Here is a 23,012-nt window from a genome sequence, read left to right as displayed (position 1 = left end):
CGCGGATTTACATCAGAAGATTCTTTGGAGGAAACATGTCTCAGCGCAGCCCAGGCTTCAACACACTCGCCGTTCACGCCGGCGCCAAGCCGGATCCGGCGACAGGCGCGCGTGCGACGCCGATCTACCAGACCACCTCTTATGTCTTTGACGACGCCGACCACGCCGCGTCGCTGTTCGGTCTGAAGGCGTTCGGCAACATCTATACCCGCATCATGAACCCGACCCAGGCGGTCCTGGAGGAGCGCGTCGCCGCGCTCGAGGGCGGCACTGCCGCGCTGGCGGTCGCTTCAGGCCACGCCGCGCAGATGCTGGTTTTCCACACGATCATGCGCCCGGGCGACAACTTCGTCGCCGCGCGCCGGCTCTATGGCGGATCGATCAACCAGTTCGGCCACGCATTCCAGAATTTCGGATGGCAGGTGCGCTGGGCCGAACCGCGCGAGGTTGCGAGCTTCGAAAGCCAGATCGACGAGCGCACGCGCGCGATCTTCGTTGAAAGCCTCGCGAATCCCAACGGCGAGTTCGTGGACCTGGAAGCCCTCGGCAACGTCGCCCGCAAGCACGGTATCCCGCTCATCGTCGACAACACGCTGGCGAGCCCCTACCTCGTGCGGCCCATCGAGCATGGCGCCGACATCGTTGTGCATTCTCTGACCAAGTTCATCGGCGGCCATGGCAACTCGATCGGCGGTGTGATCGTCGACGGCGGCACCTTCGACTGGTCGAAGTCGGGCAACTATCCGATGCTGTCCGAGCCGCGCCCCGAATATGGCGGCCTGGTGCTGCACGAGACCTTCGGCAATTTCGCCTTCGCGATTGCGGCGCGCGTGCTCGGCCTGCGCGACTTCGGTCCTGCCATCTCGCCGTTCAACGCCTTCCTGATCCTCACCGGCCTTGAGACGCTGCCGCTGCGCATGCAGAGGCATTGCGACAATGCCCAGGCTGTCGCCGAATTCCTGTCCAGGCACGAGAAGGTGAGTTGGGTCTCCTATCCCGGTCTGGCGAACGATCCCAATCACGCGCTGCAGGAGAAATATTCGCCGAAAGGCGCCGGCGCGGTGTTCACCTTCGGCCTGAAGGGCGGCTACGACGCGGGCGTGAAGTTCGTCGAAGCGCTGGAGCTCTTCTCGCATCTCGCCAATGTCGGCGACACCAAGTCGCTGGTCATCCACCCGGCTTCGACGACGCATCGTCAACTCTCGGACGAGCAGAAGACGAAGGCAGGCGCCGGTCCAGACGTCGTGCGCCTTTCCATCGGCATCGAGGACATTGAGGACATCATCGGCGACCTGGAGCAGGCGCTCTCGAAGGTTTGATCCGACCTGGCGGCTCATCGAGGCCTGAGCCGCCGTCCCGTCGACTGGACTATGGTCCACATGCGCCGCGGGCGATTGATCGTCCCGCGGCGCATGGTCTAATACGTCCTGTATGCGGCCAATGCTTGCTGGCCGCGCGCCGCTTTGGCGCTTTGTGGGATCAAAGAGGTGCGCCCGAGGCGCCCGAGGGAGAGCAGAATGCTCCAGAAAACCAGCCAGTTCATGCGGGAAGCCAATTTTATCGGAGGCGAGTGGGTCAAGGCGGATTCCGGGGCCACGATCGACGTGACCAATCCGGCCACGGGCCTGAAGATCGGCACCGTTCCGAAGTCAGGAAAGGCTGAGACCCGGCGCGCCATCGAGGCTGCCGAAACCGCGTTCCATTCCTGGAAGAAGACCTCGGTGCTCGAGCGGCACAAGCTGCTGCGCAAGCTGCACGACGCGATCATGGACAACCAGCAGTCGCTCGCCGAACTGCTCACCATGGAGCAGGGCAAGTCGCTGACGGAGGCCAAGGGCGAGATCGCAATCTCCGCAGCCTATGTGCTGTGGTTCGCAGAAGAGGGCCGTCGCGCTTATGGGGACGTCGTTCCTTCGCCCTGGGCGGACCGGCGAATCCTTGTGACCAAGGAGCCGACGGGCGTGGTGGCGGCGATCACGCCGTGGAACTTCCCTTCGTCGATGCTGTCGCGCAAGCTGGCGCCGGCGCTCGCCGCCGGCTGCACGACCGTCGTGAAGCCCGCTTCGCAGACGCCGTATTCGGGGCTTGCCTGGGGCGCGCTGTGCGAAGAGGTCGGCTTCCCGAAGGGCGTGGTCAACATCGTCACAGGCTCGGCTGGCGAGATTGGCGACGAAATTTGCGCCAATCCGCTGGTCAAGAAGATCACCTTCACGGGCTCGACCGAAGTCGGCAAGATGCTGATGGCAAAGGCCGCCGCGACCGTGAAGAAGGTTTCAATGGAACTTGGCGGCAACGCTCCGTTCCTCGTCTTCGACGACGCCGATGTCGATCGTGCAGTCGAAGGCGCGATGGTCGCCAAGTACCGCAACTCCGGCCAGACCTGCGTGTGCACCAACCGCTTCTTCGTCCAGGCTGGCGTCTATGACGCTTTCGTGGAGAAGCTGGCCGAAGCGAGCCGCAAACTGAAGGTCGGCCCGGGCCTTGAGGACGGCACCCAGCAGGGCCCGCTCATCGACGGCAAGGCGGTTGAGAAGGTCGAGGAGTTCGTGAGCGACGCCACCGCCAAGGGCGGTCGCGTGGTCACCGGCGGCAAGCGTCATGCGCTCGGCGGCTCCTTCTTCGAGCCGACCGTCATCGCGGACGCCAAGCCCGACATGATGTTCATGAAGGAAGAGATTTTTGGCCCGATCGCGCCAGTCTTCAAGTTCGAGACCGAGGAAGAGGCGGTCAGGCTGGCGAACGACACCGAGTTCGGGCTCGCCTGCTATTTCTACACCGGCAATCTCGCCCGCGCCTTCCGGGTCATGGAGGGGCTGAAGTACGGCATGGTCGGCGTCAACGAAGGGCTGATTACCACGGTCGAGGCGCCATTCGGGGGCGTCAAGGAGTCCGGCATCGGCCGCGAGGGCGGACATCAGGGCATCGAGGACTATCTCGACACGAAGTACGTCTGCATTGGCGGTCTGGGGATCTGATCGCCGAGGGGGAAGCGTGAGAGCGTCCCATGGAGCGAGACCAGGTATTCGGCACGACACCTGCGGGTGAGCCGGTCCGGCGTATCACCATCGAAGCGGGTGGCCTGACCGCCAGCATCCTGTCCTGCGGTGCGATACTGCAGGACCTGCGGCTGGACGGCCATGATGCGCCGCTCACTCTCGGCTTCGATCGCTTCCAGGACTATGTCGACCACCCGAACTATTTCGGCGCGGTGGTCGGTCGCCATGCCAACCGCATCCGAGATGGCCGCTTCACCATCGCTGGGGTCGACTACCAGATCGACCCCGAGCGGCCGGACCTGCACGGGCTGCATGGCGGCCGGAATGGTTTTGGCCGTAGGAACTGGTCGATCTCGGGATATGGCGAAGACTTCGTCGCGCTGTCCTTGACCGACCACGACGGAGAGATGGGGTTCCCGGGGAGGGTGGAGGCGCACTGTACCTATCGCCTGAGGGCCCCGGGCATCCTGTCGGTGGAAATGAACGCGACCACCGACCAACCGACCCTGTGCAATCTCGCGCATCACGCCTACTTCAACCTGGACGACGGCGGGTCCGGCGACACTCTTTCGCACCAGTTAAGGATCGCCGCCGACGGCTATCTTCCGGTCGATGATGAGTTAATCCCGACGGGTTTGGTCCAGCCGGTTGACGGCACGGAGTTCGACTTCCGCACCGCCCGCACGATCCGTCCCGCGCCGGATGCGGCTCCGATCCACTACGACCACAATTTCTGTCTCTCGTCCGCCAGGCACGCGCTGAAGCAGGCAGCATGGGCGAAGGGGCCTGCATCGGGAGTGGAACTCGAGGTCTGGACCACCGAGCCCGGGCTGCAGTTCTACGCGGGCCACTACATAGAAGAGGGCCTTCGCGGGATCGAGGGGCGGAGCTACGGGCCGTTCTCCGGCTTCTGCCTGGAGGCGCAGACCTGGCCCGATTCACCGCACCGGCCGTATTTCCCGCAGGCGCTGCTTCGGCCCGACGAGGTCTACCGTCACATCACGGAGTTTCGGTTCCACCGCGGATGAGGGTCACTCTCCGAAGGCCGAACGGAGCGTCTCGAACGGCGCCAGCGCACCGCGCACTTGGATGACCGCTGCGGCCACCCGATGCGCCTTGGCCGCCGCTTCATGCGGTTCGTCGCCCTGCAGCCGCGCCACGAGATAGGCGCCGTTGAAGCTGTCGCCGGCGCCGGTGGTGTCGACGGGCGCGGCGACCCGGACGGCCGGGGAGGTGTGGTGGCCGCCGCGGGAGGCGATCAGCGCAGGTTCTTCGCCATTCTTCACCGCGACTTCCGCGACGCCGGCCCGCACCATGCGCTCGGCGGTCTCCTCTGGCGTGCGGTCGCCGAACAACGCCGCTTCGTCCGGAAAGGTAGGAAGTGCCACATCGGCGACGCCGAGTGCGGAAGTCACCCATAGGCGCGCCTCGTCGGTGTCCTGCCAAAGGCGTGGGCGGTAGTTCGGGTCGAAGGCAATTCGTGTGCCGCTTCTGCGCGATTCGCTGAGAGCGTTCAAAAGGACAGTCCGCGCTGAGGCCTCGAGGATGGCCAGTGTGATACCGGAGAAATAGACGAGTTGCCGGCCGTCCAGGCTCCTTGCGAGCGCCGCGGGATCGCGAGCGAGCTGGCGGGCGGCGGCGTCGGAGCGCCAGTAGGCGAAGGAGCGCTCGGCCCCTGTCAGGGTAATGGCGTAGAGGCCCGGCCGCGCACCGGGGATGATCGGGCTCGATGCGATGCCGATGCCGTGCTCCTGGAAGAAGGCTATCTGCTGGTGTGAAAAAGGGTCGTCGCCGAAAGCCGAGACATAGTCGGTCGCGACGGCCGCCTGCGTGAGGGCGCGCATGGTCCACATCGTATTGAAGGTGTCGCCGGCATAGCCCAGCCGCCACGTCTCGCCGCTCTGGCCCGAGAGTTCCAGCATACACTCGCCGACCGAAGCAATTCCCCTCATACCCGTCCCTCCTGTTTGCGGCCCTCTCTACATCGCCGGCCGGAGCCGCGCCAAATGCAAAAAGCCTCTTGACCTTCCAGTTGCTGGAAACCGTAGCTCGCGGGTCCGGATGAGGGTCAAGGCAATGAAGAAGCGAATCGCAGCGGCTGGTGCCGCGATTGTCGTTGTGCTCGTCATCGCGGCATTCGCCGCCATGCGCATGATGGCGCCGCCGGATGACCTCGATCTTGCGCGCTCCAAGACCAGCGAGAACGGGCTTTACGTGGTGACCCTCGCGCCGGAAGCGGAGCCGGTTCAGCGATCAAAGCTGCATGTCTGGATCGCGACGGTCCAGCGTCCGGACGGAAGTCCGGTCGAGGATGCGGCGATAGCGATCGACGGCGGAATGCCTCAGCATGGCCACGGCCTGCCCACGGCGCCGCAGGCGGGCGGGTATCTCGGCGATGGCCGCTACCGCATCGAGGGCCTGCGGTTCAACATGAGCGGCTGGTGGGAACTGAAGCTGACCATCGGATCTGCTGCCGGCAAGGACGCAGTGGTGTTCAACGTTGTGCTGTAAGATCATGTCCGCCGTGCTGAAGATGTCTTTCAAGGTGCTGGCCGTCGGCATTTCGCTGTTCCTGGCCGGCTGTTCGGGCGAGCAGCTCTCCGATGAGGAGAAGCAGTTGATCGGCCAGTTTCGACTCTCTGAACTGCAGCCGCTACCGGCCGATCCGACCAACAAGTATGCCGATCAGTCCGGGCCGGCGGCCTTCGGCGCGACGCTGTTCTTCGAGCAGCGGCTTTCGCGTGATGGCAATGTCGCCTGCTCGACCTGCCACATCAGCGACCGCCAGTTCCAGGACGACCGGCCGTTTGGCAAGGGAGTCGGTGAAACGAAGCGGCGTACCATGCCGCTAGCGGGCGTCGCCTACAGCCCGTGGTTCTTCTGGGACGGACGCCGCGACAGTCTCTGGGCCCAGGCGCTCGGACCGCTCGAGGACCAGAACGAGCATGCCGGCACCCGCACTGCCTATGCCCAACTGATCGCGCGCGAGTTCAAGGACCGCTACGAGAACATTTTTGGGCCGCTGCCGGACCTCTCCGCCGTGCCCGCGTCGGCCGGGCCGTTCGGTGCCGAAGCCGAGCGGGCTGCCTGGATGGCCATGTCCGACGACCAACGAGCGGCCGTTGATCTCGTCTTCGCCAATATGGGCAAGGCGATCGCTGCCTTCGAGCGCACGCTGGTGCACAAGCCGACCCGCTTCGACCGTTTCGCCGACGCGCTTGCCGCCGGCCGGCAGCCTGAGAAGGACGCTGCCCTGTCGGAGGACGAAATCCTCGGGCTGCGGCTCTTCGTCGGCAAGGCGCGGTGCTCGACCTGTCACACCGGGCCGCGCTTCACCGACGACCATTTTCACAACACCGGGGTGCCGCAGGCTGACGGCAAGCCGCTCGACCTCGGCCGCGAGACGGCGGTGGCGCAAGTGCTGGCCGATCCCTTCAACTGCGCTGGACGCTTCCGCGACGGGGACGAGAGCGCCTGCGGCGAGCTTCGCTTCATGGTCAAGGAAGGGCCGGAGCTCAAACGAGCCTTCAAGACGCCGTCGCTTCGCGGCGCCGCCTCACGGCCGCCCTACATGCATGCCGGCCAGTTCAAGTCGTTGGTGGAGGTGGTTGAACATTACGCCGCGGCACCGCAGTCGCCGGACGGGCACAGCGAGCTTGTCCGGCTCAAGCTTTCGGAGAGGGAAAAGACAGCGCTGGTGGCGTTTCTGAAGACGCTCGCCCAGTAGTAGGATCCTTAAAGGAGAACTGCGGGTGATAGCGTCAGGGATCGACGGAGTAGATCAATCCTTTCGCAGAATTTTATCCATCGCCTTTCCCTTCGCGAGTTCGTCGATCAGCTTATCGAGGTAGCGGATTTCCCGCATCGTCGGCTCCTCGATGTCCTCTACCCGGACACCGCAGACCATGCCCTTGATCAAGGCTCGCGAGGGATTGAGACCAGGAGCCTCCGCGAAGAAGGTTTCGAAGTCAGTCTTGTTTTCCAGTTGGGTGTGTAGCTCCTTAGGACCGTAGCCTGTCAGCCAGGTGATGACCTGATCGACCTCCGCCTTGGTGCGACCCTTCTTCTCTGCCTTCGCAACTAAAAGCGGATAAACGCTCGCGAAGCTGGTTGTATAGATTCGATGTTTCGCCATGAAATCTCCTGAACTCTCTGATGGCTAAGGCCGTATTCAGACGATCTACGCACATTTGTAGGCCGCATTCGGGAGATGGCAAGCCAAGTGATCGTCTATCCCGTTCCGGTCCAGAAAATCCAGCCTCTCTACTTTCGTTCTCGCAGACACTCGCTTGCGGTATCAAAGACGTCCTATTTCTTGTTCCGCTCGATGAAATCGACCATGAGTTTCGCGGCTTCCGCGGCATGGGTTTCGAGCAGGAAGTGCCCGCCATCGAGAATGTGGGATTCCATCCTGGGCAGGCCCTGCATCCACGAAAGGGTCTCGGCGAGATCGAAAAACGCGTCATGCCGACCCCAGATCATCAGGGCGGAAGGCTGCCATCGCGCGAGATAGTCGGCGACCGCGTCGAATCGGGCGACGAAATTGCCGTAGTTGGCGATGAGCGCGCGCTGCGTTTCCATACGGCCAGGAAGCTGCATTACCCGCCAGTCCTCCTCCCAGCTTCTGGCCGGTATTCGGGCGGCCACCTCGTCTGGGACATTCGCGATATACTGGTCGCGTGTGCCCTCGAAGGTTAGATGAGCAGTGGCCTCCGCTTCGTTTTCCAGAGTCGGATCAGCCCAGTAAGCTTTTGTCGCCGCCCATTGCGGACCCATTCCCGTTTGGTGTGCATTGGCGTTCTGGATTATCAGACCCAGAACCTGTCTCGGCTCCTTCATGGCGAGATGGAGACCTACCGGCGCGCCGAAATCGTGAAGGTATAGGTAGCGCGGTCCGACGGACAGATGTTCCAGCAATTCGGAAACCGCCTCTCCGAAAGTGTCGAACGAAGGAGACGGAAGGACATTCGATTCTCCAAAACCTGGCAGGTCTGGCGCAATCACCCTTGCCGTCTTCGACAGGACGGGAATGACTTCCCGAAATGTTCGCGCGGAACTCGGGAAGCCGTGCAGAAGAAGTACGGATGGATTTGAAACAGCCCCTGCGGTGATGAAGGACAACTCCGTGCCACCCGACAGTCGAATGCTTTGCCTCATCGCTGGGAACCTGCTGCACTCTAATGCATGCGTGACTTCAGAGGTCCAACGCGGCCTCCGATCGTTCTGTTCCAAGATCGCGATAGCGTGCGGTTGCACAATCGGTAATGTTCGATAATCGCCCGAAGCTGCCGAATATTGTTGCTAGCGGTCCTTCACTGTCTCCATAGCGACGAAGGTGGAGGTCTGCGCCACGTGCGGGAGCGCTGAGATCCTCTCGCCCAGCACGCGGCGGTAGGCGGCGATGTCCTTAGTGCGGACTTTTAGGAGATAGTCGAACGAGGCCGCTATCATGTGGCACTGCTCGATCTCCGGCACCCCCTGCACAGCGCGGTTGAACTCGGCCAGCGCAGGCGAGCGGGTGTCCGACAGCTTGACCTGCACGAAGGCGACGTGGCCTTCCCCCATGCGCTCGCGATCGATGACGGCGGAATAGCCGCGGATGAAGCCGTCCTTCTCCAGTCGCCGTACGCGCGCCTGCACCGGCGTCTTGGACAGGCCGACCCGTGCGGCGAGTTCGCTTGCCGAGAGCCTGCCGTCGCGCGCGAGTTCGGCGAGGATGTTCCGGTCGATCCGGTCCAATTGGTCTGCCGGCATAAGAAAGATGGTCCGTAGCTCTATCCGTTTGGGTTCTTCATAGCCCGATCGGGCTGTCGCGGCCAGAACTTTGGTCCGCTCGGAAGTGGCCGGCGTGATAGCCTTCAAGCCTCTGTGCCGCTATCTCTCCTGCTGGATCGACATGACCAAACCCGCCCTGGACGAACTTCGTCGGAGAATCCGCGAGAACTACCTGCCGGACGAAGGCGAGGCGCTTTCGCGGCTGGTCGGAATGGCGCAGCTCACCGCAGAAGAGCGGACGGCCATTTGCGCCCGCGCGGCGGACCTCGTGCGGGCGGTGCGCGCCTCTTCCGATCCGCGGCTGATGGAGGTGTTTCTCTCGGCCTACGGCCTATCGACCAAGGAAGGCGTGGCACTCATGTGCCTTGCCGAGGCGCTGTTGCGCGTGCCGGACGCGCAGACGGTCGACGAACTCATCCAGGACAAGATCGCGCCGCACGACTGGTCGGCCCATTCGGGTAGCTCGAGCTCGATCTTCGTCAACGCCTCGACCTGGGCGCTGATGCTGACCGGCCGCGTCCTGGAAGAGGGCGAGGGCGGTATCGCCGGCACGCTGCGGGCGATGGTACGGCGCCTGGGCGAGCCGGTCATACGTCGGGCGGTGGCGGCGGCGATGCGCGAGATGGGCGAGCAGTTCGTGCTCGGTCGCACCATCGAGGAGGCGGTGCGGCGCGGCTCCGAGATGACCGCGAGAGGCTATCTCTATTCCTACGACATGCTGGGCGAGGCGGCTCGCACCGAGGCCGACGCACTGCGCTACCTGAAAGCCTATGCCGACGCCATCGCCGCGCTGCGGCAGCATACGCGCAGTTCGGATATCCGCGAGAATCCAGGAATCTCGGTGAAACTGTCGGCGATCCACCCGCGATACGAGATGGCGCAGCGCGAGACGATGCTGCCGGTGATGAGCGAACGGCTGCTGTCGTTGGCGCTGGCGGCACGCGAAGCGCGCATGGGCCTCAACATCGATGCCGAGGAGGCGGACCGGCTCGACCTTTCGCTGGATGTGATCGACCGGGTGCTCGCTGACCCTAAGCTCAAGGGGTGGGACGGTTTCGGCGTCGTCGTCCAGGCCTACGGCCCCCGTGCGCCCTTCGTCATCGACTGGCTGCACGCGCTGGGGCAGCGCCTCGACCGACGCATCATGGTCCGGCTTGTGAAGGGCGCCTACTGGGACACCGAGATCAAGCGCGCGCAGGTGATGGGGCTTTCGGGCTATCCGGTCTTCACCCGCAAGCCGAACACCGACGTCTCCTATCTCGCCTGCGCACGAAAGCTTCTGGACCTCACGGATCGCATCTACCCGCAGTTCGCCACCCACAATGCGCATACGGTGGCCGCCATCCTGAACATGGCGGGGGATCGCAACACCTTCGAGTTCCAGCGCCTGCACGGTATGGGCGAGACCCTGCACGAGGCGGTGCGATCCCGAGAACTCACGCGCTGCCGCATCTACGCGCCGGTCGGGGCGCACTCCGACCTGCTCGCCTATCTGGTGCGGCGGCTCCTGGAGAATGGCGCGAACTCCTCCTTCGTGCACCAGGTGACGGACGCCTCGGTTCCGACCGAAGAGATCGCCCGGGACCCGCTGGCGGTCGTGGAATCGCAGGCGACGGCCAGCAATCCGGCCATCCCGAAACCGGCCGGCATCTTCGGCCCGACGCGGAAGAACGCGCAGGGCTGGGATATTACAGACCCGGACACGCTGGCTGCGATCGAGGAAGGCAGGGCAGCGTTTGCCGGCGAGGACCGGTGGTCGGCAACGCCCACGTTCGGCGCTCCCGCACGGACGACAATCCCCCGCGCGGTTGTGAATCCCGCTCGTCCGGAGGAAACAGTGGGCACGGTCGTCGAAGCCACGATCGATATCGTCCGTAACGCTGTTGGGATTGCATCTGAAGCGCAGGCCGAATGGGCGCGCCGGCCGGTGGCGGATCGGGCGGCGATCCTGCGCCGCGCGGCCGATCTCTACGAGGAGAACGCCGTCGAGTTCTTTGCGCTCTGCACCCGCGAGGCCGGCAAGACGCTGGCCGACGGTGTGGCTGAGGTTCGCGAGGCGGTTGATTTCTTGCGCTACTATGCTGCCGAGGCCGCGAGGGTGGAAGGCGGGACCGAAGCTCGCGGCGTGATCGCCTGCATCTCGCCCTGGAATTTTCCGCTCGCCATCTTCACCGGCCAGGTCGCCGCGGCGCTGGTGACCGGCAGTGCGGTGATCGCAAAGCCGGCCGAGCAGACGCCGCTAATCGCTGCGAAGGCGGTTAGCCTCCTGCACCAGGCCGGTATCCCGCAGGAGATCCTCCAACTGGTGCCGGGCGACGGCCCGTCCGTCGGCGCGCCGCTTACCGCCGATTCGCGCATTGCGGGCGTCTGCTTCACCGGTTCGACCGAAGTCGCGCGCCAGATCGAGCGCCAACTTGCCAGGAGCGGCGCGCCGGATGCCATGCTGGTCGCTGAGACCGGCGGGCTCAACGCGATGATCGTCGATTCCACGGCGCTGCCGGAGCAGGCGGTGCGCGACATCCTTGCGTCGGCGTTCCAGAGCGCCGGCCAGCGCTGCTCGGCCTTGCGCATCCTCTACGTACAAAAGGATGTCGCGCCGAAGGTGCTGGAGATGCTCACCGGCGCGCTGAAGACGCTGGTCGTCGGTGACCCGTGGTCTATCGAGACTGATGTCGGGCCGGTTATCGACTACGAGGCGCGCGGATCGATCTCCGGTTATTGCAGGCGCCTCGAGAGCGAGGGAAGGCTGATCGCGAAACTGGACACGCCCGGCGAAGGTCGCTTCGTCGCGCCGCACATTTTCGGCGTGTCTGGCATCGAGGACGTGGAGAAGGAAGTTTTTGGCCCCGTTCTCCACGTCGCGACCTTCGAGGCGGATGACATCGATGACGTGATCTCGGCGATCAACGCCAGGGGCTACGGCCTGACCTTCGGGCTGCACACCCGCATCGAGGCGCGTGTCCAGCACATCGTCGACCGCATTCGGGCGGGCAATATCTATGTCAACCGCAACCAGATCGGCGCGGTGGTCGGCGCGCAGCCATTCGGCGGGGAAGGCTTGTCCGGCACCGGACCGAAGGCGGGCGGACCGCACTATCTCCGCCGCTTCCGGCGGGCTTCGGGTGGGCTTGGCGAAACCGTCTCGGGTATCGGAGTTACGGTACGAAAGGCCAGCGCCGCCGAACTAGATCAGGCGCTCCGCGGGGTGAACACGGCAGAGTGGGCGGCGCGGCCGGACCGCGTGCCGGTCCTCAGAAAACTCCTGCGGGGCAGGGCTGCCGAGGCGATCGCAGCCGCGGCTGGACTCGATTTCGGTCCGCTGGACCTGCCGGGCCCGACCGGAGAGGCGAACACGCTGGTACTGCGCCCGCGGGGCAACGTGCTTTGTCTGGGCCCGGATGCCGACACTCTGCTGGCGCAGGTGGTGCAGGCGCTGGCAGCAGGAAACGCGGTGCTGGGAGTCGCGCCGGGAGCGCGCACTGCGTTGCAGCCCCTGACCAGCAAGGACCTGCCCATCAGGGTGGTCGACGGCGTGATCGAGCCGGACGATCTGGCAACGCCGGGCATCGATGCCGTGGCCTTCTGCGGTTCCGCGGAAACGGCGTCATCGATTCGGAGGGTGCTGTCAGGCCAGGCCGGCCCGATCGCGCCCGTGATCACGGAGGCGATCAATCCGGTGGCCTATGCGCATGAACGTTCCATCTGCGTCGACACGACGGCCGCCGGTGGCAATGCCAGTCTTCTGGCCGGAGCGGATTGAGGGCCTATTGCAGTTGGCATAAAACATGATAAAAATAGTCATGTTTATTGCTGCCCACAGTTGAGGCTCCGGCGGAGGAGAGCGACGTCATGAACACGCATAGCCCGAACAGTTTTCTGCGCCGGTCCAAGCTCGTCACCCTGGAATTGAGAAAAGAGCCGCAGGAGAGCTATCGCGGCGCCGTGAGGACGGTCAGCAGCCAGTCGCTTTTCCAGGGTGAACACGAGATCGGGATCGATCACGCCGGCTCGCTCTACCGGCTGAAGATCACCCGCCAGGGCAAGCTCATCCTGAACAAGTGAGCGCCTATTAGAGGTCTCGGGGCACGCTGCCGGGCGGGCAGCCTTGTGATCTCGGTGCGCAGCTCGAGCGGTGTGGACCTGGCTGAGTTTCCGGGCTGCAGCCTAATTCGGCAGTTCCACTGCCGGATTCGCCGCCGCGAGCGTCTCGAGCCCCAGCAGCGAACGCATGTTGTCCCTGGATTTCACCAGATCCTCGATCGTGTAGCGCTGCAGGACCGCGAAGAACGCATTCAGCGCCTCGCGCAGCGCCTGATTGAGGCCGCAACTGTCGATCAGCGGGCAGTCGGCGGCATCGTTCTCGAAGCACTCCGCCATGGCGAAGTTCTCCTCGGTCACGCGGACCACATCGAATAGGTTGATCTGGTCAGCGGGCCGTCCCAGCCTCACGCCGCCATTCCTGCCGCGGACCGTCTGGATGAGGCCGTTCTCGACGAGCGGCTGCAGGATCTTGAACAGGAACAGTTCCGAGACGGAGTAGGCTTGCGCGATCTCGGGGATGCGGCTGAGGCGACCTTCATTGGCCGCGCAATACATGAGTATGCGCATCGCATAGTTGGTCTGGCGTGTCAGACGCATGAGGGTTCCTTCTGCCGCATGGCTCGCCCAATATGGCCCATTGTTTGGAACAATTCCATACTGGGTCATCGCATAACAGACGCCCGAGAGTCTGCACTGACAATGTCGCACCCGGCGACAGCCGCTTCGAGTTCGCGGGCGGATTGCAGTAGGCGTGCGGCCTTCTATTGTGGGTTCCGCATGCAGTGAATCGCTCGATTGGGGGAAACGGATGCCGCGGGAAGTGCCGCCGACCTTCGAGGAACTCCGTGGGCTGGTCGGGCAGGAATTGGGCGTTTCCGACTGGACCACCGTCGACCAGCACCGCATCGACCAGTTCGCCGAATGCACCGGTGATAGGCAGTGGATCCATGTCGATCCCGAGCAGGCGAGACGACGCAGCCCATTCAGGTCTACCATTGCCCACGGCTACCTGACGCTTTCGCTGATCGGATCGCTGATCCAGGAGATGAACATCCTGCCGGAGAACACGCAGGCCGCCTTCAACTACGGCCTCGACCAGGTACGCTTCATGTCCCCCGTGATGTCCGGGGCGCGGGTACGGATCCGCACGACGCTGCTTTCGATGGAAGACAAGGGACCCGGCCAGTACCTTTTGAAGGCGCGCAACATCATGGAGGTAGAGGGTGAAGTGAAGACCGCGATGGTCGCTGACACGCTGGTCATGCTCTACGAGCGCAGGCGACAGCGGGAGGCCTGAGCGACGTGTTTCGTCGCGCCCTCCTGTGCCCTCGGCAGTAGGCGGTCGGGAGAAAGCGGAGTGCCACGAGCCTTCATTCCGCGGCCCGATGTTCTACTGGCGAGGACAAGGCTTGAAGTCGGAACGGAAATTCGGGAAGCTTTGGGCGGGGGAACAGGGAGGACGCGGGTAGGAGGCCCTCCTCATGAACCACGGCAGCGACGTTGCGCGCTTTCTGATCATTGACGACCATCCGCTGTTTCGCGAGGCGCTGCACAGTGCGCTGCGGGTCGCTTATCCCGGCGTGGATACGGCCGAGGCCAAGACGATCGCCGAGGCACTAGGCATTCTCGCCGGACCGTTGAGCTTTGATCTTGCCCTTCTCGATCTCAGCATGCCGGACGTGCACGGTTTTGAGGGGCTGCTGCAGTTGCGGACGCGCCATCCGCGCCTGCCGGTGGTTGTGGTGTCCGCCCATGAGGAGCCGAAGATAATCTCGGAGGCGCTGTCGTACGGGGCCGCCGGTTTCATCCCTAAGTCTGCCCGCAAGGACGCCTTGGCCGCCGCCATCCGTTCGGTGATGGAGGGCGCCATCTATGTTCCAGAAAACTACAGCGGCCGCCCGCCGGAGGGGGAGGGCGCAGATCGCGCGGAAATGGTGCGGCGGCTGTCGACGCTCACGCCACAGCAACTGCGCGTATTGCAGATGCTTCGCCAAGGCCTCCTCAACAAGCAGATCGCCTATGAGCTGCAGGTCGGCGAAACCACCGTCAAGGCGCACGTCTCGGAAATCCTGCGCAAGCTCAACGTCTACAGCCGCACCCAGGCGGTGATCGAGGTCTCGAAGCTCGACGGGACGGAACTGTTTCGGGAGCAGTTTTGAAAGGCGGCAGTCGGCAATAGGCAATTGGCAGTCGGGTGTTGTTATGGCAGGCCGCGCGACGGAGATACCGCCTAGACCTTCCCGACTGCCGATTGCCCACTGCCTACTGCCGACTTCCTCACGCAAGCAGATGCGCCAGCAGCGCCCTCAGTTCCGCCGGCTTGACCGGCTTGCGCATCAGTTCGATGCCGGAGGCGCGGGCCGAATAGGACAAAGCGGGCGAGTGGTCGGCGGTGACGATCAAGGCCGGCACCGCCCGACCGAGATAGGCTCGAACCTCGATGATCGTCTGGCTTCCGAGATCGCCGCCTTCCAGATGCTGGTCGGCAATAAGCACGTCCGGTATCCAACCGGTATCGCGCAGACAGCGGATCGCCTCGCTCAGCGAGCCAGCCTGCTTGACCTCGCATCGCCAACTCGAAAGCAGGGACGTGGTCGCCTCGATCACACGCCGATCGTCTTCGATGAGCAGCACCCGGGTGCCGAAGAGCCCGTAGCCACGCGGCGGCTGTACGACCTTCGGCCGGACGGCGACGGGGCCCGTGGCTAGCGGCATCTCCAGCCGAAAGACGGTTCCGCGTCCGGTGACGGATGTGAAGCCGATGCGATGACCCAGCGCATCAGCCATGCGGCGCACGATCGAGAGCCCAAGGCCCAGGCCCGCGCCAGAGACGTCGTGCTCGGGTGTTGCGGAGCAGCGGTGGAATTCGTCGAAGATGGCCTCGTACTGGTCGGCTGGGATGCCGCAGCCGGTGTCCACCACGTCGATGCGGATGGTCGTCCCGCGCTTCCGCGCTCCGACAAGGACGCCACCGGAGCTCGTGTAACGGACCGCATTTGAGACGATGTTCTGGACGATGCGCCGTAGCATCGTCTCATCAGAGCGCACCACGGCATGGCTGGTGCGGAATTGGAACTTAAGCCCTTTCTGCTCTGCGATCGGTTCGAAGTCGGACTTGATCGACGACAGCAGCGGATCGAGCGCGACGTCTGATATGTCAGGGCGGACCACGCCGGCATCGAGCTTGGAGATGTCGAGGAGGGTCAGAAGCAGGTGGCTGATCGTCGTAAGCGAGCGCTCGACCTGGCCGATCAGCCTTCGACCCTCCTCCGTGGTCTGCAGATCCGCGAGCGCGGATATCGATAGGTGCGCGGCGTTGAGCGGCTGCAGCACGTCGTGGCTCGCGGCTGCAAGGAACCGCGTCTTCGACTGGTTCGCCAGTTCAGCCTGTTCTTTGGCGGCCAGCAGGTCGACATTGGATTCCTCCAGCCGGCGGAGCGTCGAGCGGAGTTCCTCGGTGCGGCTTCTCACCTGGCCTTCGAGGTTGATCGCAGTCTGGAACAGGGAGAATGCATTGGCCTGCTGATCCATCGAGCGCTCGACCCGCGAGATCAGGGCGGCGTTGATCTTCCGCAGGCGTTCGATGTCGGTGATGTCGCGAACAGGCATCTTGGAAACTTGCCGCTATGCGGCCTCTCGGCAGCCGAATGCGATACCGGTCAGCGTCTGGTTGAGGTGCATGGTTCGATACTGCTCCCCATAGGTGCCGAAGCCGATCAGATTGTTCGCCCGGTAAAGTTCGGAGAGATCGCGCAGCACCTGCCGATTGCGGGCGTCGAGCCTGCGCAAGACGCAGTCGAAACCAAGGATCACATCGACTCGGCCTATCCGTCTGCCGATATCCTCGAATGCAGAGCGCGTCGTTTCCACCAACTCGGTGGGCTGGGCGATGGAAAGGACCACACCATCGTCGATGGCGCAGAAGAAGGAGAGGGACCTGTCTGCATTGAGCTTCTGGATGGAGCGGCAGTAATACTCGCCGCCGACCCTGACCACGACCGGGTGGGAGGCAAAGCTCAGCGGCGTCAACGCGTCCGGCACGACGCCGATGGCGAATGCGAATTCTTCCGCCGCGCTCACGGCATTGAATTCGCGGACGATACGGCGGTCCGGATCCGAGGCGGTGACGACGAGCTTCTCGTCGGTCGCGACGAAATTCTCCGTCTTGAACACCTGGAACGGAACGTCGGTCGACACGAGCAGGACAACCGCGGCGTCATTGTCGACAATGCCATCATAGAACAGGGTCGTCGTCTCGAACTTCAGGTCGTCCCCGGCCGACCCGCCGACCAGGGGGATGTCGTCCAGTCCCCAGTGTATTGCGGAGGTCACCGTCTCTTCAGCGAATGACATGCCGTCGATCAGACAGATCGCGAAAGTCTCGGTCTCGGACGAGCGGCCCGTCCTTGCGGCCAGGGTCCGCCGCAGCACGCCGACATCGGCAGCGATCGCGTCCATTCCGGTTATTGAGAGTCCACGGATCATCCGTCCCGCCACCGTGAAGCTCCGGGATGGGAACAGGATTGCCAGCGTCTGCCCTTCCTCAATCCCGAAGGGCGTGATTTCCCCAGCCGTGGAACACCCGGCATGGTGCAGTCGAGGCGAATGACGCGTGACCGCGGCGGCAAGATCGGCCGCTGATATCAGCGCCTGGGAGAAGAAGAACAGGACAAAGCCGGCATCCATCTGCTCGGCTTCCTCCGCTACGTCCATGGCAAAAGCGTCGGCATCGGGCTGATCGGTGCTCATGACCGTCAGGCCGCAGCTATAGGTGGTCTTCGAGCAGACTCGCACCAACCTCGTAGCCCTTCACACGGCGCCGTTATTCTTGAGCTGCACGCGCCGATACGCATTACCATTCTTGCCCGGGCGGCCCGGTTTTGCAATGCTGCAGGCGTGCATCGCCTATCCTTTAGTCGAATATACGTTCCGCAAGGACAGGCTGCATTCTCGAAACTGAGCAGCCGAGGGCGCCCACGAAGCGCCCAGGCTGGAGGAGAACTTGAGAAGGGCGGGACCCCGCTGGCCCGCAACAGCACGACTGAGGGAGGCAGGCAGCATGTCAGACGTTTCTCTGACGGTTAACGGGCGGAGGGTCACCGGCACGGTCGAGGACCGAACCCTTCTTGTTCATTACCTACGCGAACATCTCGGGCTCACCGGAACCCATGTGGGCTGCGACACCTCGCAGTGCGGCGCTTGCGTGGTGCATGTCGATGGCAAGGCGGTGAAGTCTTGCACCATGCTTGCCGCGCAGGCGTCCGGGTCCACAGTGGTCACCATCGAGGGCCTCGCCAATGGCGCCGAACTGCATCCGATGCAGGCGGCATTCAAGGAGAACCACGGGCTGCAGTGCGGCTTCTGCACTCCCGGGATGATCATGGCCGCCGTGGACATGGTGAACCGCCATCCCGAGGGCCTCGACGAGGCTACGGTGCGGGCCGAGCTTGAAGGCAACATCTGCCGCTGCACGGGATACCACAACATAGTCAAGGCGATCCTGGCAGCCTCTCAGGTCATGCTGAAAGGCACGGCGCAAGTGGCGGCGTAAGAACACGGCAGGACTGAGGAGCGTGGCCGGCAGCATCTGAGGAGAAGGGCAGGCGACAGCCGCCCGTAAACGCTGCCACGAACTTCAGTTCGTCCACTTCGGGAGGAGGAGACGATGGGTGTCGAAGGAATTGGCGCACGCGTAGCGCGCAAAGAGGACAAGCGGTTCATTACCGGGGCAGGCCGCTATGTTGAGGACATGGTGCTGCCCGGCATGCGACAGGCGGTGTTCGTACGAAGCCCGCACGCGCATGCGGCCATCACGAGCATAGACGTATCCAAGGCCCTGGAAATGCCGGGCGTGGTCGGGGTGCTCACCGGCCGCGAGCTGAAGGCCGACGGCATCGGCAACATCATATGCGGGTGGATGATCCATTCGAAGGACGGCTCGCCGATGAAGATGGGCGCATGGTCGCCCCTTGCAGTCGACCGGGTCCGCTACGTGGGCGATGCAGTCGCAATCGTGATCGCGGACACCAAGGGGCAAGCGCGCGACGCGGCGGAGGCCGTCGAAGTGAGCTACGACGTTCGCGACGCCGTGACACAAGCGGTGGATGCGCTGAAGCCCGGCGCGCCGCAGCTCCATCCCGAGGCCGAAGGAAACCTTATCTTCGACTGGGAACTGGGCGACGCCGCTCCAACGGACGCGGCAATCGCCTCCGCCGCCCATGTCACGACGATGCACATCGTCAACAACCGGCTCGTCCCCAACGCGATGGAGCCGCGCGCCGCGCTAGGCTACTACGACAAGGCCGAAGACCACTACACCTGCTGGACCACCTCGCAGAACCCGCATGTCGCGCGGCTGGTGATGAGCGCCTTCTACAACGTCGCTCCGGAGAACAAGCTGCGGGTGATCGCGCCCGATGTCGGCGGCGGATTCGGCTCGAAGATCTTCATCTATCCGGAGGAGATCGTTTGCCTGTGGGCGTCGAAGAAGACCGGCGTTCCGGTGAAATGGGTGGCGGACCGTACCGAAAGCTTCATGACCGACGCGCATGGCCGCGACCATGTGACGGAGGTCAAGATGGCCTTCGATGCCGACAACCGTATCACCGGGCTGAAGGTCGACACGATCGCCAATTTCGGCGCCTACATGTCGCTGTTCTCGTCGTCGGTTCCGACCTATCTCTACGCGACGCTGCTGTCCGGCCAGTACAACATCCCGGCAATCCACGCGAATGTCCGCGCCGTCTATACCAACACCTCGCCGGTCGACGCATATCGCGGGGCAGGGCGCCCGGAAGCGACCTACCTTCTTGAGCGGACGATGGAGACTGCTGCGCGCGAACTCGGCGTCTCTCCGGCCGAACTGAGGCGGCAGAACTTCATCACCGAGTTCCCGCACCAGACGCCGGTGATCATGTGCTACGATGCGGGCGACTACGCGACCTCGCTGGACGCTGCCATGCAGGCGGCGGACTACGCAGGCTTCCCGGCCCGTCGGGACGAGGCCAAGCAGCGTGGAAAGCTGCGCGGCATCGGTATGAGCGCCTATATCGAAGCGTGCGGCATCGCGCCGTCGGCGGCAGTCGGCTCGCTCGGGGCCGGCGTCGGCCTTTGGGAATCGGCTGAAGTGCGCGTGAATGCCGTCGGCACCATCGAGGTGCTCACCGGCTCGCACAGCCACGGCCAGGGCCATGAGACCACCTTCGCCCAGCTCGTTGCGGGCCGCCTCGGCATACCGATCGAGCAGGTCTCGATCGTGCACGGCGACACCGACAAGGTGCAGATGGGCATGGGCACATACGGCTCACGCTCGGGTGCGGTCGGCATGTCAGCGGTCTTCAAGGCGCTGGACAAGGTAGAGGCCAAGGCGAAGAAGATCGCGGCGCATCTGATGGAGGCCGACGAGGGAGACATCGTCATTGAGAACGGCGCGCTGAAGGTCGCCGGCACCGACAAGAATGTTCCGTGGTTCCAACTCGCCCTCGCGGCCTACACGGCCCACAATCTGCCGGCGGGCATGGAGCCGGGCCTCAAGGAAACGGCTTTCTACGATCCGAGCAACTTTACCTTCCCCGCCGGCTGCTACATATGCGAGGTCGAGGTCGATCCGGACACCGGGACGACGGAGATCATCCAGTTCGTCGCGGCCGACGACTTCGGCAACATCATCAATCCGATGATCGTCGAGGGCCAGGTGCATGGCGGCGTCGCGCAGGGTATCGGCCAGGCGATGCTCGAAGGCGCGGTGTATGACCGCGAGAGCGGGCAACTCGTGACCGCTTCCTACATGGACTACACTATGCCGCGCGCCAGCGACGTGCCGTCGTTCAAGGTGTCGACCTCGAACACGCCTTGCCCGGGCAACCCGCTCGGCATCAAGGGCTGCGGCGAGGCCGGCGCGATCGGCTCGCCGCCGGCGGTCATGAACGCCATCACTGACGCGATCGGCAGCAACGACCTCACCATGCCGGCCACGCCGGAGAAGGTGTGGGCCGCGTTGCACGCTGCGACGAAGCATTGAGAGAGGTGGATGGTGAATGGGGAATGGTGAATGGTCAGGTTTGAAGGGAGTGCGCCGACCACACAGCCGGTTCGCGCCTCCCGTTCGATGCCATTCACCTTCACCCTTGACCATTCACTCCCGTAGGGAGGTTCCATAATGTATTCAGTCAACTACCATCGCGCATCGTCCCTCGCCGACGCGGCGTCGCTCGCCAAGAAGGGCGAAGCAAGATACCTCTCCGGAGGCATGACCCTCATCCCGGCCATGAAGGTGCGGCTGGCTGCACCGTCCGACGTGATCGACCTCTCGCACATCGCCGAGCTCAAGGGTGTCAGCGTCTCCGGCAACAGCGTTCGGATCGGTGCGGGGACAACCCATGCCGAGGTGGCGGGCAACGCGGCCCTCAAGGCGATCTGCCCGGCGATTTGCAGCCTGGCCGCACACATCGGCGACCCGCATGTGCGCCACATGGGCACTCTAGGCGGCTCGATCGCCAACAATGATCCGGCCGCCGACTATCCGGCCGCGATGCTGGCGCTCAACGCCACCATCGTCACGGACCGCCGCGAGATTCCGGCTGAGGATTTCTTCACCGGGTTGTTCGAGACGGCGCTGGACGAAGGCGAGATCGTAACGGCGGTGACCTTCCAGGCGCCGTCGAAATCGGGCTATTCGAAGTTCCCGAACCCAGCCTCGCGCTATGCCATGGCCGGCGTGTTTGTCGCCCAGGATCAGGATGGCGTGCGTGTCGCGGTGACCGGCGCAGGCGAGAACGGCGTCTTCCGCTCCCCAGAGATCGAAGCGGCACTTGCCTCCAACTTCGATGCCTCGGCGCTGCAGGGGGTCACCGTCCCGAGCGACGGGCTGATGAGCGACCTCCACGCTTCGGCCGCCTATCGCGCCAATCTCGTCGTGGTGATGGCGAAGCGGGCCGTGGGCGCCGCCAACGGCTGACACAAGGAACGACGGGGGCAAGGTACACGAGAAGTTGAGTCGCGGCGGGGCTCATGCTCTGCCCGCCGCTTCTGGAATACGCCTCGTCTGCCTCATGGCTTCACGGTCGCGCGATCTGGCGGAGCGTGCTATCGCCGCCGTGATGGCCGATCAGATTCGCTCAATTGCGAGAACCCGCACCTGGTATTTTCGAGGACTGCGCGCCGCGTTTTCGCTTCCTGCCCTGATCCTTGCCAGCGCGCATGTCGGCTTCGCCGGGCTCGCCAAGGAGTTCGGCTTCTCGCTCGCAGAAACGATGTTCATGATTGGCTTCGTGTGGGCGCTGCCGGCCAATGTGGTGCTCGTCGGCGCCGTCGCATCGGGCGCCACGCTGTGGGGCGCGGCCTTCGCGGTGGCGCTCTCATCGGTGCGCCTGATGCCCATGGTGGTCTCCCTCATCCCGGAGCTTCGGGCGAAACAGACCCGCAAATGGGTTCTCTACCTGCTTTCACACTGCGTCGCCGTGACCTCCTGGGTCATTGCGATGGAGCGGATCCGAAAGGTACCGCTCGACATGCGGACCGCCTACTACGCTGGCCTTGGCCCTACGCTCGTGATCGTCAACACGCTGCTGACCGGCATGGTCTATGTGCTTGTCGAGCGTCTCCCGCCGTCGATCATGGCAGGCCTGCTGTTTCTGACGCCGATCTATTTCCTGATCTCCCTCTGGGGCTCGGCGCGGGAGCGGGCCGGTAAGGTGGCCATGGTGCTCGGCGTCGGGCTCGGGCCGGCATTCCATGTTGTCGTTCCGCAATTCGACCTCCTCGCTGCGGGTCTTTCGGGAGGGTTTGGCGCCTTCCTGTTCCACCTCTTCCATAAAGCGCGCCAGCGGCAGGCGGCCTGATGACGTTTCACGCGTTCGAGGGCTGGTGGTGGCACTTCCTCTTCATCTTCGTCGCCGGAGCGATAGCGACGGATTCGTGGCGCTTCCTCGGCGTAGCGTTTGGCGAACGCATCCCCGAGAAATCCGAAGCGCTCGTCCTAGTCCGCTGCATCGCGACCGCGCTGGTCGCCGCAGTCATCGGTAACCTCATCGTATTCCCGAGCGGCACGCTGGCCGAGTTGCCACTCGGGCTGAGGCTGGCTGCCGCCGCTGCCGGCTTCGGTACCTTCCTCGCTGGAGGCCACATGCTGCTTGGCATAGCCGTCGCGGAAGCGATGCTCGCGATCGGTATGATGCTGGTCTAAGATTTCCTGGTGCGCCG

Annotated in this window: 21 protein-coding genes; 14 read left to right on the top strand and 7 right to left on the bottom strand. The window is 64.0% G+C overall.

All coding sequences use genetic code 11. The features are described from left to right. The first annotated feature begins 35 nt into the window (after positions 1 to 35). The 3 genes from HUI96_RS02645 to HUI96_RS02635 all read left to right on the top strand — a co-directional run bounded on the left by HUI96_RS02645 (position 36) and on the right by HUI96_RS02635 (position 4,024). Positions 36 to 1,319 carry an O-acetylhomoserine aminocarboxypropyltransferase gene (locus tag HUI96_RS02645; RefSeq protein ID WP_188253045.1) on the top strand — a complete coding sequence of 428 codons (1,284 nt, stop codon included), beginning with the start codon at positions 36 to 38 and terminating at the stop codon, positions 1,317 to 1,319. A gap of 198 nt (positions 1,320 to 1,517) precedes the next feature. Further along, positions 1,518 to 2,975 carry an NAD-dependent succinate-semialdehyde dehydrogenase gene (locus tag HUI96_RS02640; RefSeq protein ID WP_188253044.1) on the top strand — a complete coding sequence of 486 codons (1,458 nt, stop codon included), beginning with the start codon at positions 1,518 to 1,520 and terminating at the stop codon, positions 2,973 to 2,975. Between the two features lie 29 nt (positions 2,976 to 3,004). After that, positions 3,005 to 4,024, top strand: a complete 1,020-nt coding sequence (locus HUI96_RS02635; RefSeq protein WP_188253043.1) for an aldose epimerase family protein — start codon at positions 3,005 to 3,007, stop codon at positions 4,022 to 4,024. A gap of 3 nt (positions 4,025 to 4,027) precedes the next feature. On the opposite strand, the gene HUI96_RS02630 is transcribed toward HUI96_RS02635, so the two are convergent. Beyond that, a complete protein-coding gene (locus tag HUI96_RS02630; protein ID WP_188253042.1) occupies positions 4,028 to 4,948 on the bottom strand; it encodes a sugar kinase in 921 nt (306 codons plus the stop codon). A gap of 124 nt (positions 4,949 to 5,072) precedes the next feature. Between HUI96_RS02630 and HUI96_RS02625 the strand changes: the two genes are divergently transcribed. Together HUI96_RS02625 and HUI96_RS02620 are read left to right on the top strand one after the other, a co-directional pair. Continuing rightward, on the top strand, positions 5,073 to 5,507 hold the full coding sequence (locus tag HUI96_RS02625) for a FixH family protein (protein WP_188253041.1): 435 nt from the start codon (positions 5,073 to 5,075) through the stop codon (positions 5,505 to 5,507). 22 nt (positions 5,508 to 5,529) lie between these two features. Continuing rightward, positions 5,530 to 6,723 carry a cytochrome-c peroxidase gene (locus HUI96_RS02620; RefSeq protein WP_188253205.1) on the top strand — a complete coding sequence of 398 codons (1,194 nt, stop codon included), beginning with the start codon at positions 5,530 to 5,532 and terminating at the stop codon, positions 6,721 to 6,723. A 54-nt stretch (positions 6,724 to 6,777) separates the two neighbouring features. On the opposite strand, the gene HUI96_RS02615 is transcribed toward HUI96_RS02620, so the two are convergent. The 3 genes from HUI96_RS02615 to HUI96_RS02605 all read right to left on the bottom strand — a co-directional run bounded on the left by HUI96_RS02615 (position 6,778) and on the right by HUI96_RS02605 (position 8,750). After that, on the bottom strand, positions 6,778 to 7,131 hold the full coding sequence (locus tag HUI96_RS02615) for a DUF2200 domain-containing protein (RefSeq protein WP_188253040.1): 354 nt from the start codon (positions 7,129 to 7,131) through the stop codon (positions 6,778 to 6,780). Between the two features lie 173 nt (positions 7,132 to 7,304). Next, positions 7,305 to 8,153, bottom strand: coding sequence for an alpha/beta fold hydrolase (locus tag HUI96_RS02610; protein WP_188253039.1), 849 nt, complete (start codon positions 8,151 to 8,153; stop codon positions 7,305 to 7,307). 144 nt (positions 8,154 to 8,297) lie between these two features. Beyond that, on the bottom strand, positions 8,298 to 8,750 hold the full coding sequence (locus HUI96_RS02605) for an Lrp/AsnC ligand binding domain-containing protein (RefSeq protein WP_188253038.1): 453 nt from the start codon (positions 8,748 to 8,750) through the stop codon (positions 8,298 to 8,300). Positions 8,751 to 8,892: 142 nt separating this feature from the next. On the opposite strand from HUI96_RS02605, the gene putA reads away from it, so the two are divergent. Further along, a complete protein-coding gene (putA, locus tag HUI96_RS02600) occupies positions 8,893 to 12,531 on the top strand; it encodes a bifunctional proline dehydrogenase/L-glutamate gamma-semialdehyde dehydrogenase PutA (protein ID WP_188253204.1) in 3,639 nt (1,212 codons plus the stop codon). Between the two features lie 89 nt (positions 12,532 to 12,620). Then, a complete protein-coding gene (gene hemP / locus HUI96_RS02595; protein ID WP_188253037.1) occupies positions 12,621 to 12,833 on the top strand; it encodes a hemin uptake protein HemP in 213 nt (70 codons plus the stop codon). A gap of 102 nt (positions 12,834 to 12,935) precedes the next feature. Here hemP and rirA read toward each other — a convergent pair whose 3' ends face one another. Beyond that, positions 12,936 to 13,409 carry an iron-responsive transcriptional regulator RirA gene (gene rirA, locus HUI96_RS02590; RefSeq protein WP_188253036.1) on the bottom strand — a complete coding sequence of 158 codons (474 nt, stop codon included), beginning with the start codon at positions 13,407 to 13,409 and terminating at the stop codon, positions 12,936 to 12,938. Between the two features lie 211 nt (positions 13,410 to 13,620). Here rirA and HUI96_RS02585 point away from each other — a divergent pair, with 211 nt between their 5' ends. Both HUI96_RS02585 and HUI96_RS02580 read left to right on the top strand, forming a co-directional pair. Continuing rightward, the gene (locus HUI96_RS02585; RefSeq protein WP_188253035.1) at positions 13,621 to 14,109 is read left to right on the top strand and encodes a MaoC family dehydratase; all 489 of its coding nucleotides are present in this window, start codon (positions 13,621 to 13,623) and stop codon (positions 14,107 to 14,109) included. 184 nt (positions 14,110 to 14,293) lie between these two features. Continuing rightward, the gene (locus HUI96_RS02580) at positions 14,294 to 14,971 is read left to right on the top strand and encodes a response regulator (protein ID WP_188253034.1); all 678 of its coding nucleotides are present in this window, start codon (positions 14,294 to 14,296) and stop codon (positions 14,969 to 14,971) included. Between the two features lie 118 nt (positions 14,972 to 15,089). On the opposite strand, the gene HUI96_RS02575 is transcribed toward HUI96_RS02580, so the two are convergent. Both HUI96_RS02575 and HUI96_RS02570 read right to left on the bottom strand, forming a co-directional pair. Then, positions 15,090 to 16,421, bottom strand: coding sequence for a hybrid sensor histidine kinase/response regulator (locus tag HUI96_RS02575; protein ID WP_188253033.1), 1,332 nt, complete (start codon positions 16,419 to 16,421; stop codon positions 15,090 to 15,092). Between the two features lie 15 nt (positions 16,422 to 16,436). Next, on the bottom strand, positions 16,437 to 17,561 hold the full coding sequence (locus tag HUI96_RS02570) for an FIST N-terminal domain-containing protein (protein ID WP_188253032.1): 1,125 nt from the start codon (positions 17,559 to 17,561) through the stop codon (positions 16,437 to 16,439). Positions 17,562 to 17,871: 310 nt separating this feature from the next. On the opposite strand from HUI96_RS02570, the gene HUI96_RS02565 reads away from it, so the two are divergent. The 5 genes from HUI96_RS02565 (at position 17,872) to HUI96_RS02545 (ending at position 22,995) form a co-directional block, all read left to right on the top strand. Continuing rightward, a complete protein-coding gene (locus HUI96_RS02565; protein WP_188253031.1) occupies positions 17,872 to 18,363 on the top strand; it encodes a (2Fe-2S)-binding protein in 492 nt (163 codons plus the stop codon). 114 nt (positions 18,364 to 18,477) lie between these two features. Further along, positions 18,478 to 20,832 carry a xanthine dehydrogenase family protein molybdopterin-binding subunit gene (locus tag HUI96_RS02560; RefSeq protein WP_188253030.1) on the top strand — a complete coding sequence of 785 codons (2,355 nt, stop codon included), beginning with the start codon at positions 18,478 to 18,480 and terminating at the stop codon, positions 20,830 to 20,832. Positions 20,833 to 20,970: 138 nt separating this feature from the next. Further along, the gene (locus HUI96_RS02555; protein ID WP_188253029.1) at positions 20,971 to 21,768 is read left to right on the top strand and encodes an FAD binding domain-containing protein; all 798 of its coding nucleotides are present in this window, start codon (positions 20,971 to 20,973) and stop codon (positions 21,766 to 21,768) included. 94 nt (positions 21,769 to 21,862) lie between these two features. Further along, on the top strand, positions 21,863 to 22,651 hold the full coding sequence (locus HUI96_RS02550) for an AzlC family ABC transporter permease (RefSeq protein ID WP_337917876.1): 789 nt from the start codon (positions 21,863 to 21,865) through the stop codon (positions 22,649 to 22,651). Continuing rightward, positions 22,651 to 22,995, top strand: coding sequence for an AzlD domain-containing protein (locus HUI96_RS02545; protein WP_188253028.1), 345 nt, complete (start codon positions 22,651 to 22,653; stop codon positions 22,993 to 22,995). Before HUI96_RS02550 ends, HUI96_RS02545 begins: the two co-directional genes overlap by 1 nt. Positions 22,996 to 23,012 lie beyond the last annotated feature (17 nt).

The organism is Pseudaminobacter soli (ex Zhang et al. 2022) (genome assembly GCF_014595955.1).
GTDB lineage: Bacteria > Pseudomonadota > Alphaproteobacteria > Rhizobiales > Rhizobiaceae > Kumtagia > Kumtagia pseudosoli.
This window is presented reverse-complemented; position numbering and strand designations above follow the sequence as displayed.

What these genes read in the sequence shown, in the direction of transcription:
- HUI96_RS02645 (WP_188253045.1), top strand. Translation starts at nt 36, where the DNA reads ATGTCTCAGCGCAGCCCAGGCTTCAACACACTCGCCGTTCACGCCGGC.
- HUI96_RS02640 (WP_188253044.1), top strand. Translation starts at nt 1,518, where the DNA reads ATGCTCCAGAAAACCAGCCAGTTCATGCGGGAAGCCAATTTTATCGGA.
- HUI96_RS02635 (WP_188253043.1), top strand. Translation starts at nt 3,005, where the DNA reads ATGGAGCGAGACCAGGTATTCGGCACGACACCTGCGGGTGAGCCGGTC.
- HUI96_RS02630 (WP_188253042.1), bottom strand. Translation starts at nt 4,948, where the DNA reads ATGAGGGGAATTGCTTCGGTCGGCGAGTGTATGCTGGAACTCTCGGGC.
- HUI96_RS02625 (WP_188253041.1), top strand. Translation starts at nt 5,073, where the DNA reads ATGAAGAAGCGAATCGCAGCGGCTGGTGCCGCGATTGTCGTTGTGCTC.
- HUI96_RS02620 (WP_188253205.1), top strand. Translation starts at nt 5,530, where the DNA reads ATGTCTTTCAAGGTGCTGGCCGTCGGCATTTCGCTGTTCCTGGCCGGC.
- HUI96_RS02615 (WP_188253040.1), bottom strand. Translation starts at nt 7,131, where the DNA reads ATGGCGAAACATCGAATCTATACAACCAGCTTCGCGAGCGTTTATCCG.
- HUI96_RS02610 (WP_188253039.1), bottom strand. Translation starts at nt 8,153, where the DNA reads ATGAGGCAAAGCATTCGACTGTCGGGTGGCACGGAGTTGTCCTTCATC.
- HUI96_RS02605 (WP_188253038.1), bottom strand. Translation starts at nt 8,750, where the DNA reads ATGCCGGCAGACCAATTGGACCGGATCGACCGGAACATCCTCGCCGAA.
- putA (WP_188253204.1), top strand. Translation starts at nt 8,893, where the DNA reads ATGACCAAACCCGCCCTGGACGAACTTCGTCGGAGAATCCGCGAGAAC.
- hemP (WP_188253037.1), top strand. Translation starts at nt 12,621, where the DNA reads ATGAACACGCATAGCCCGAACAGTTTTCTGCGCCGGTCCAAGCTCGTC.
- rirA (WP_188253036.1), bottom strand. Translation starts at nt 13,409, where the DNA reads ATGCGTCTGACACGCCAGACCAACTATGCGATGCGCATACTCATGTAT.
- HUI96_RS02585 (WP_188253035.1), top strand. Translation starts at nt 13,621, where the DNA reads ATGCCGCGGGAAGTGCCGCCGACCTTCGAGGAACTCCGTGGGCTGGTC.
- HUI96_RS02580 (WP_188253034.1), top strand. Translation starts at nt 14,294, where the DNA reads ATGAACCACGGCAGCGACGTTGCGCGCTTTCTGATCATTGACGACCAT.
- HUI96_RS02575 (WP_188253033.1), bottom strand. Translation starts at nt 16,421, where the DNA reads ATGCCTGTTCGCGACATCACCGACATCGAACGCCTGCGGAAGATCAAC.
- HUI96_RS02570 (WP_188253032.1), bottom strand. Translation starts at nt 17,561, where the DNA reads ATGAGCACCGATCAGCCCGATGCCGACGCTTTTGCCATGGACGTAGCG.
- HUI96_RS02565 (WP_188253031.1), top strand. Translation starts at nt 17,872, where the DNA reads ATGTCAGACGTTTCTCTGACGGTTAACGGGCGGAGGGTCACCGGCACG.
- HUI96_RS02560 (WP_188253030.1), top strand. Translation starts at nt 18,478, where the DNA reads ATGGGTGTCGAAGGAATTGGCGCACGCGTAGCGCGCAAAGAGGACAAG.
- HUI96_RS02555 (WP_188253029.1), top strand. Translation starts at nt 20,971, where the DNA reads ATGTATTCAGTCAACTACCATCGCGCATCGTCCCTCGCCGACGCGGCG.
- HUI96_RS02550 (WP_337917876.1), top strand. Translation starts at nt 21,863, where the DNA reads ATGGCTTCACGGTCGCGCGATCTGGCGGAGCGTGCTATCGCCGCCGTG.
- HUI96_RS02545 (WP_188253028.1), top strand. Translation starts at nt 22,651, where the DNA reads ATGACGTTTCACGCGTTCGAGGGCTGGTGGTGGCACTTCCTCTTCATC.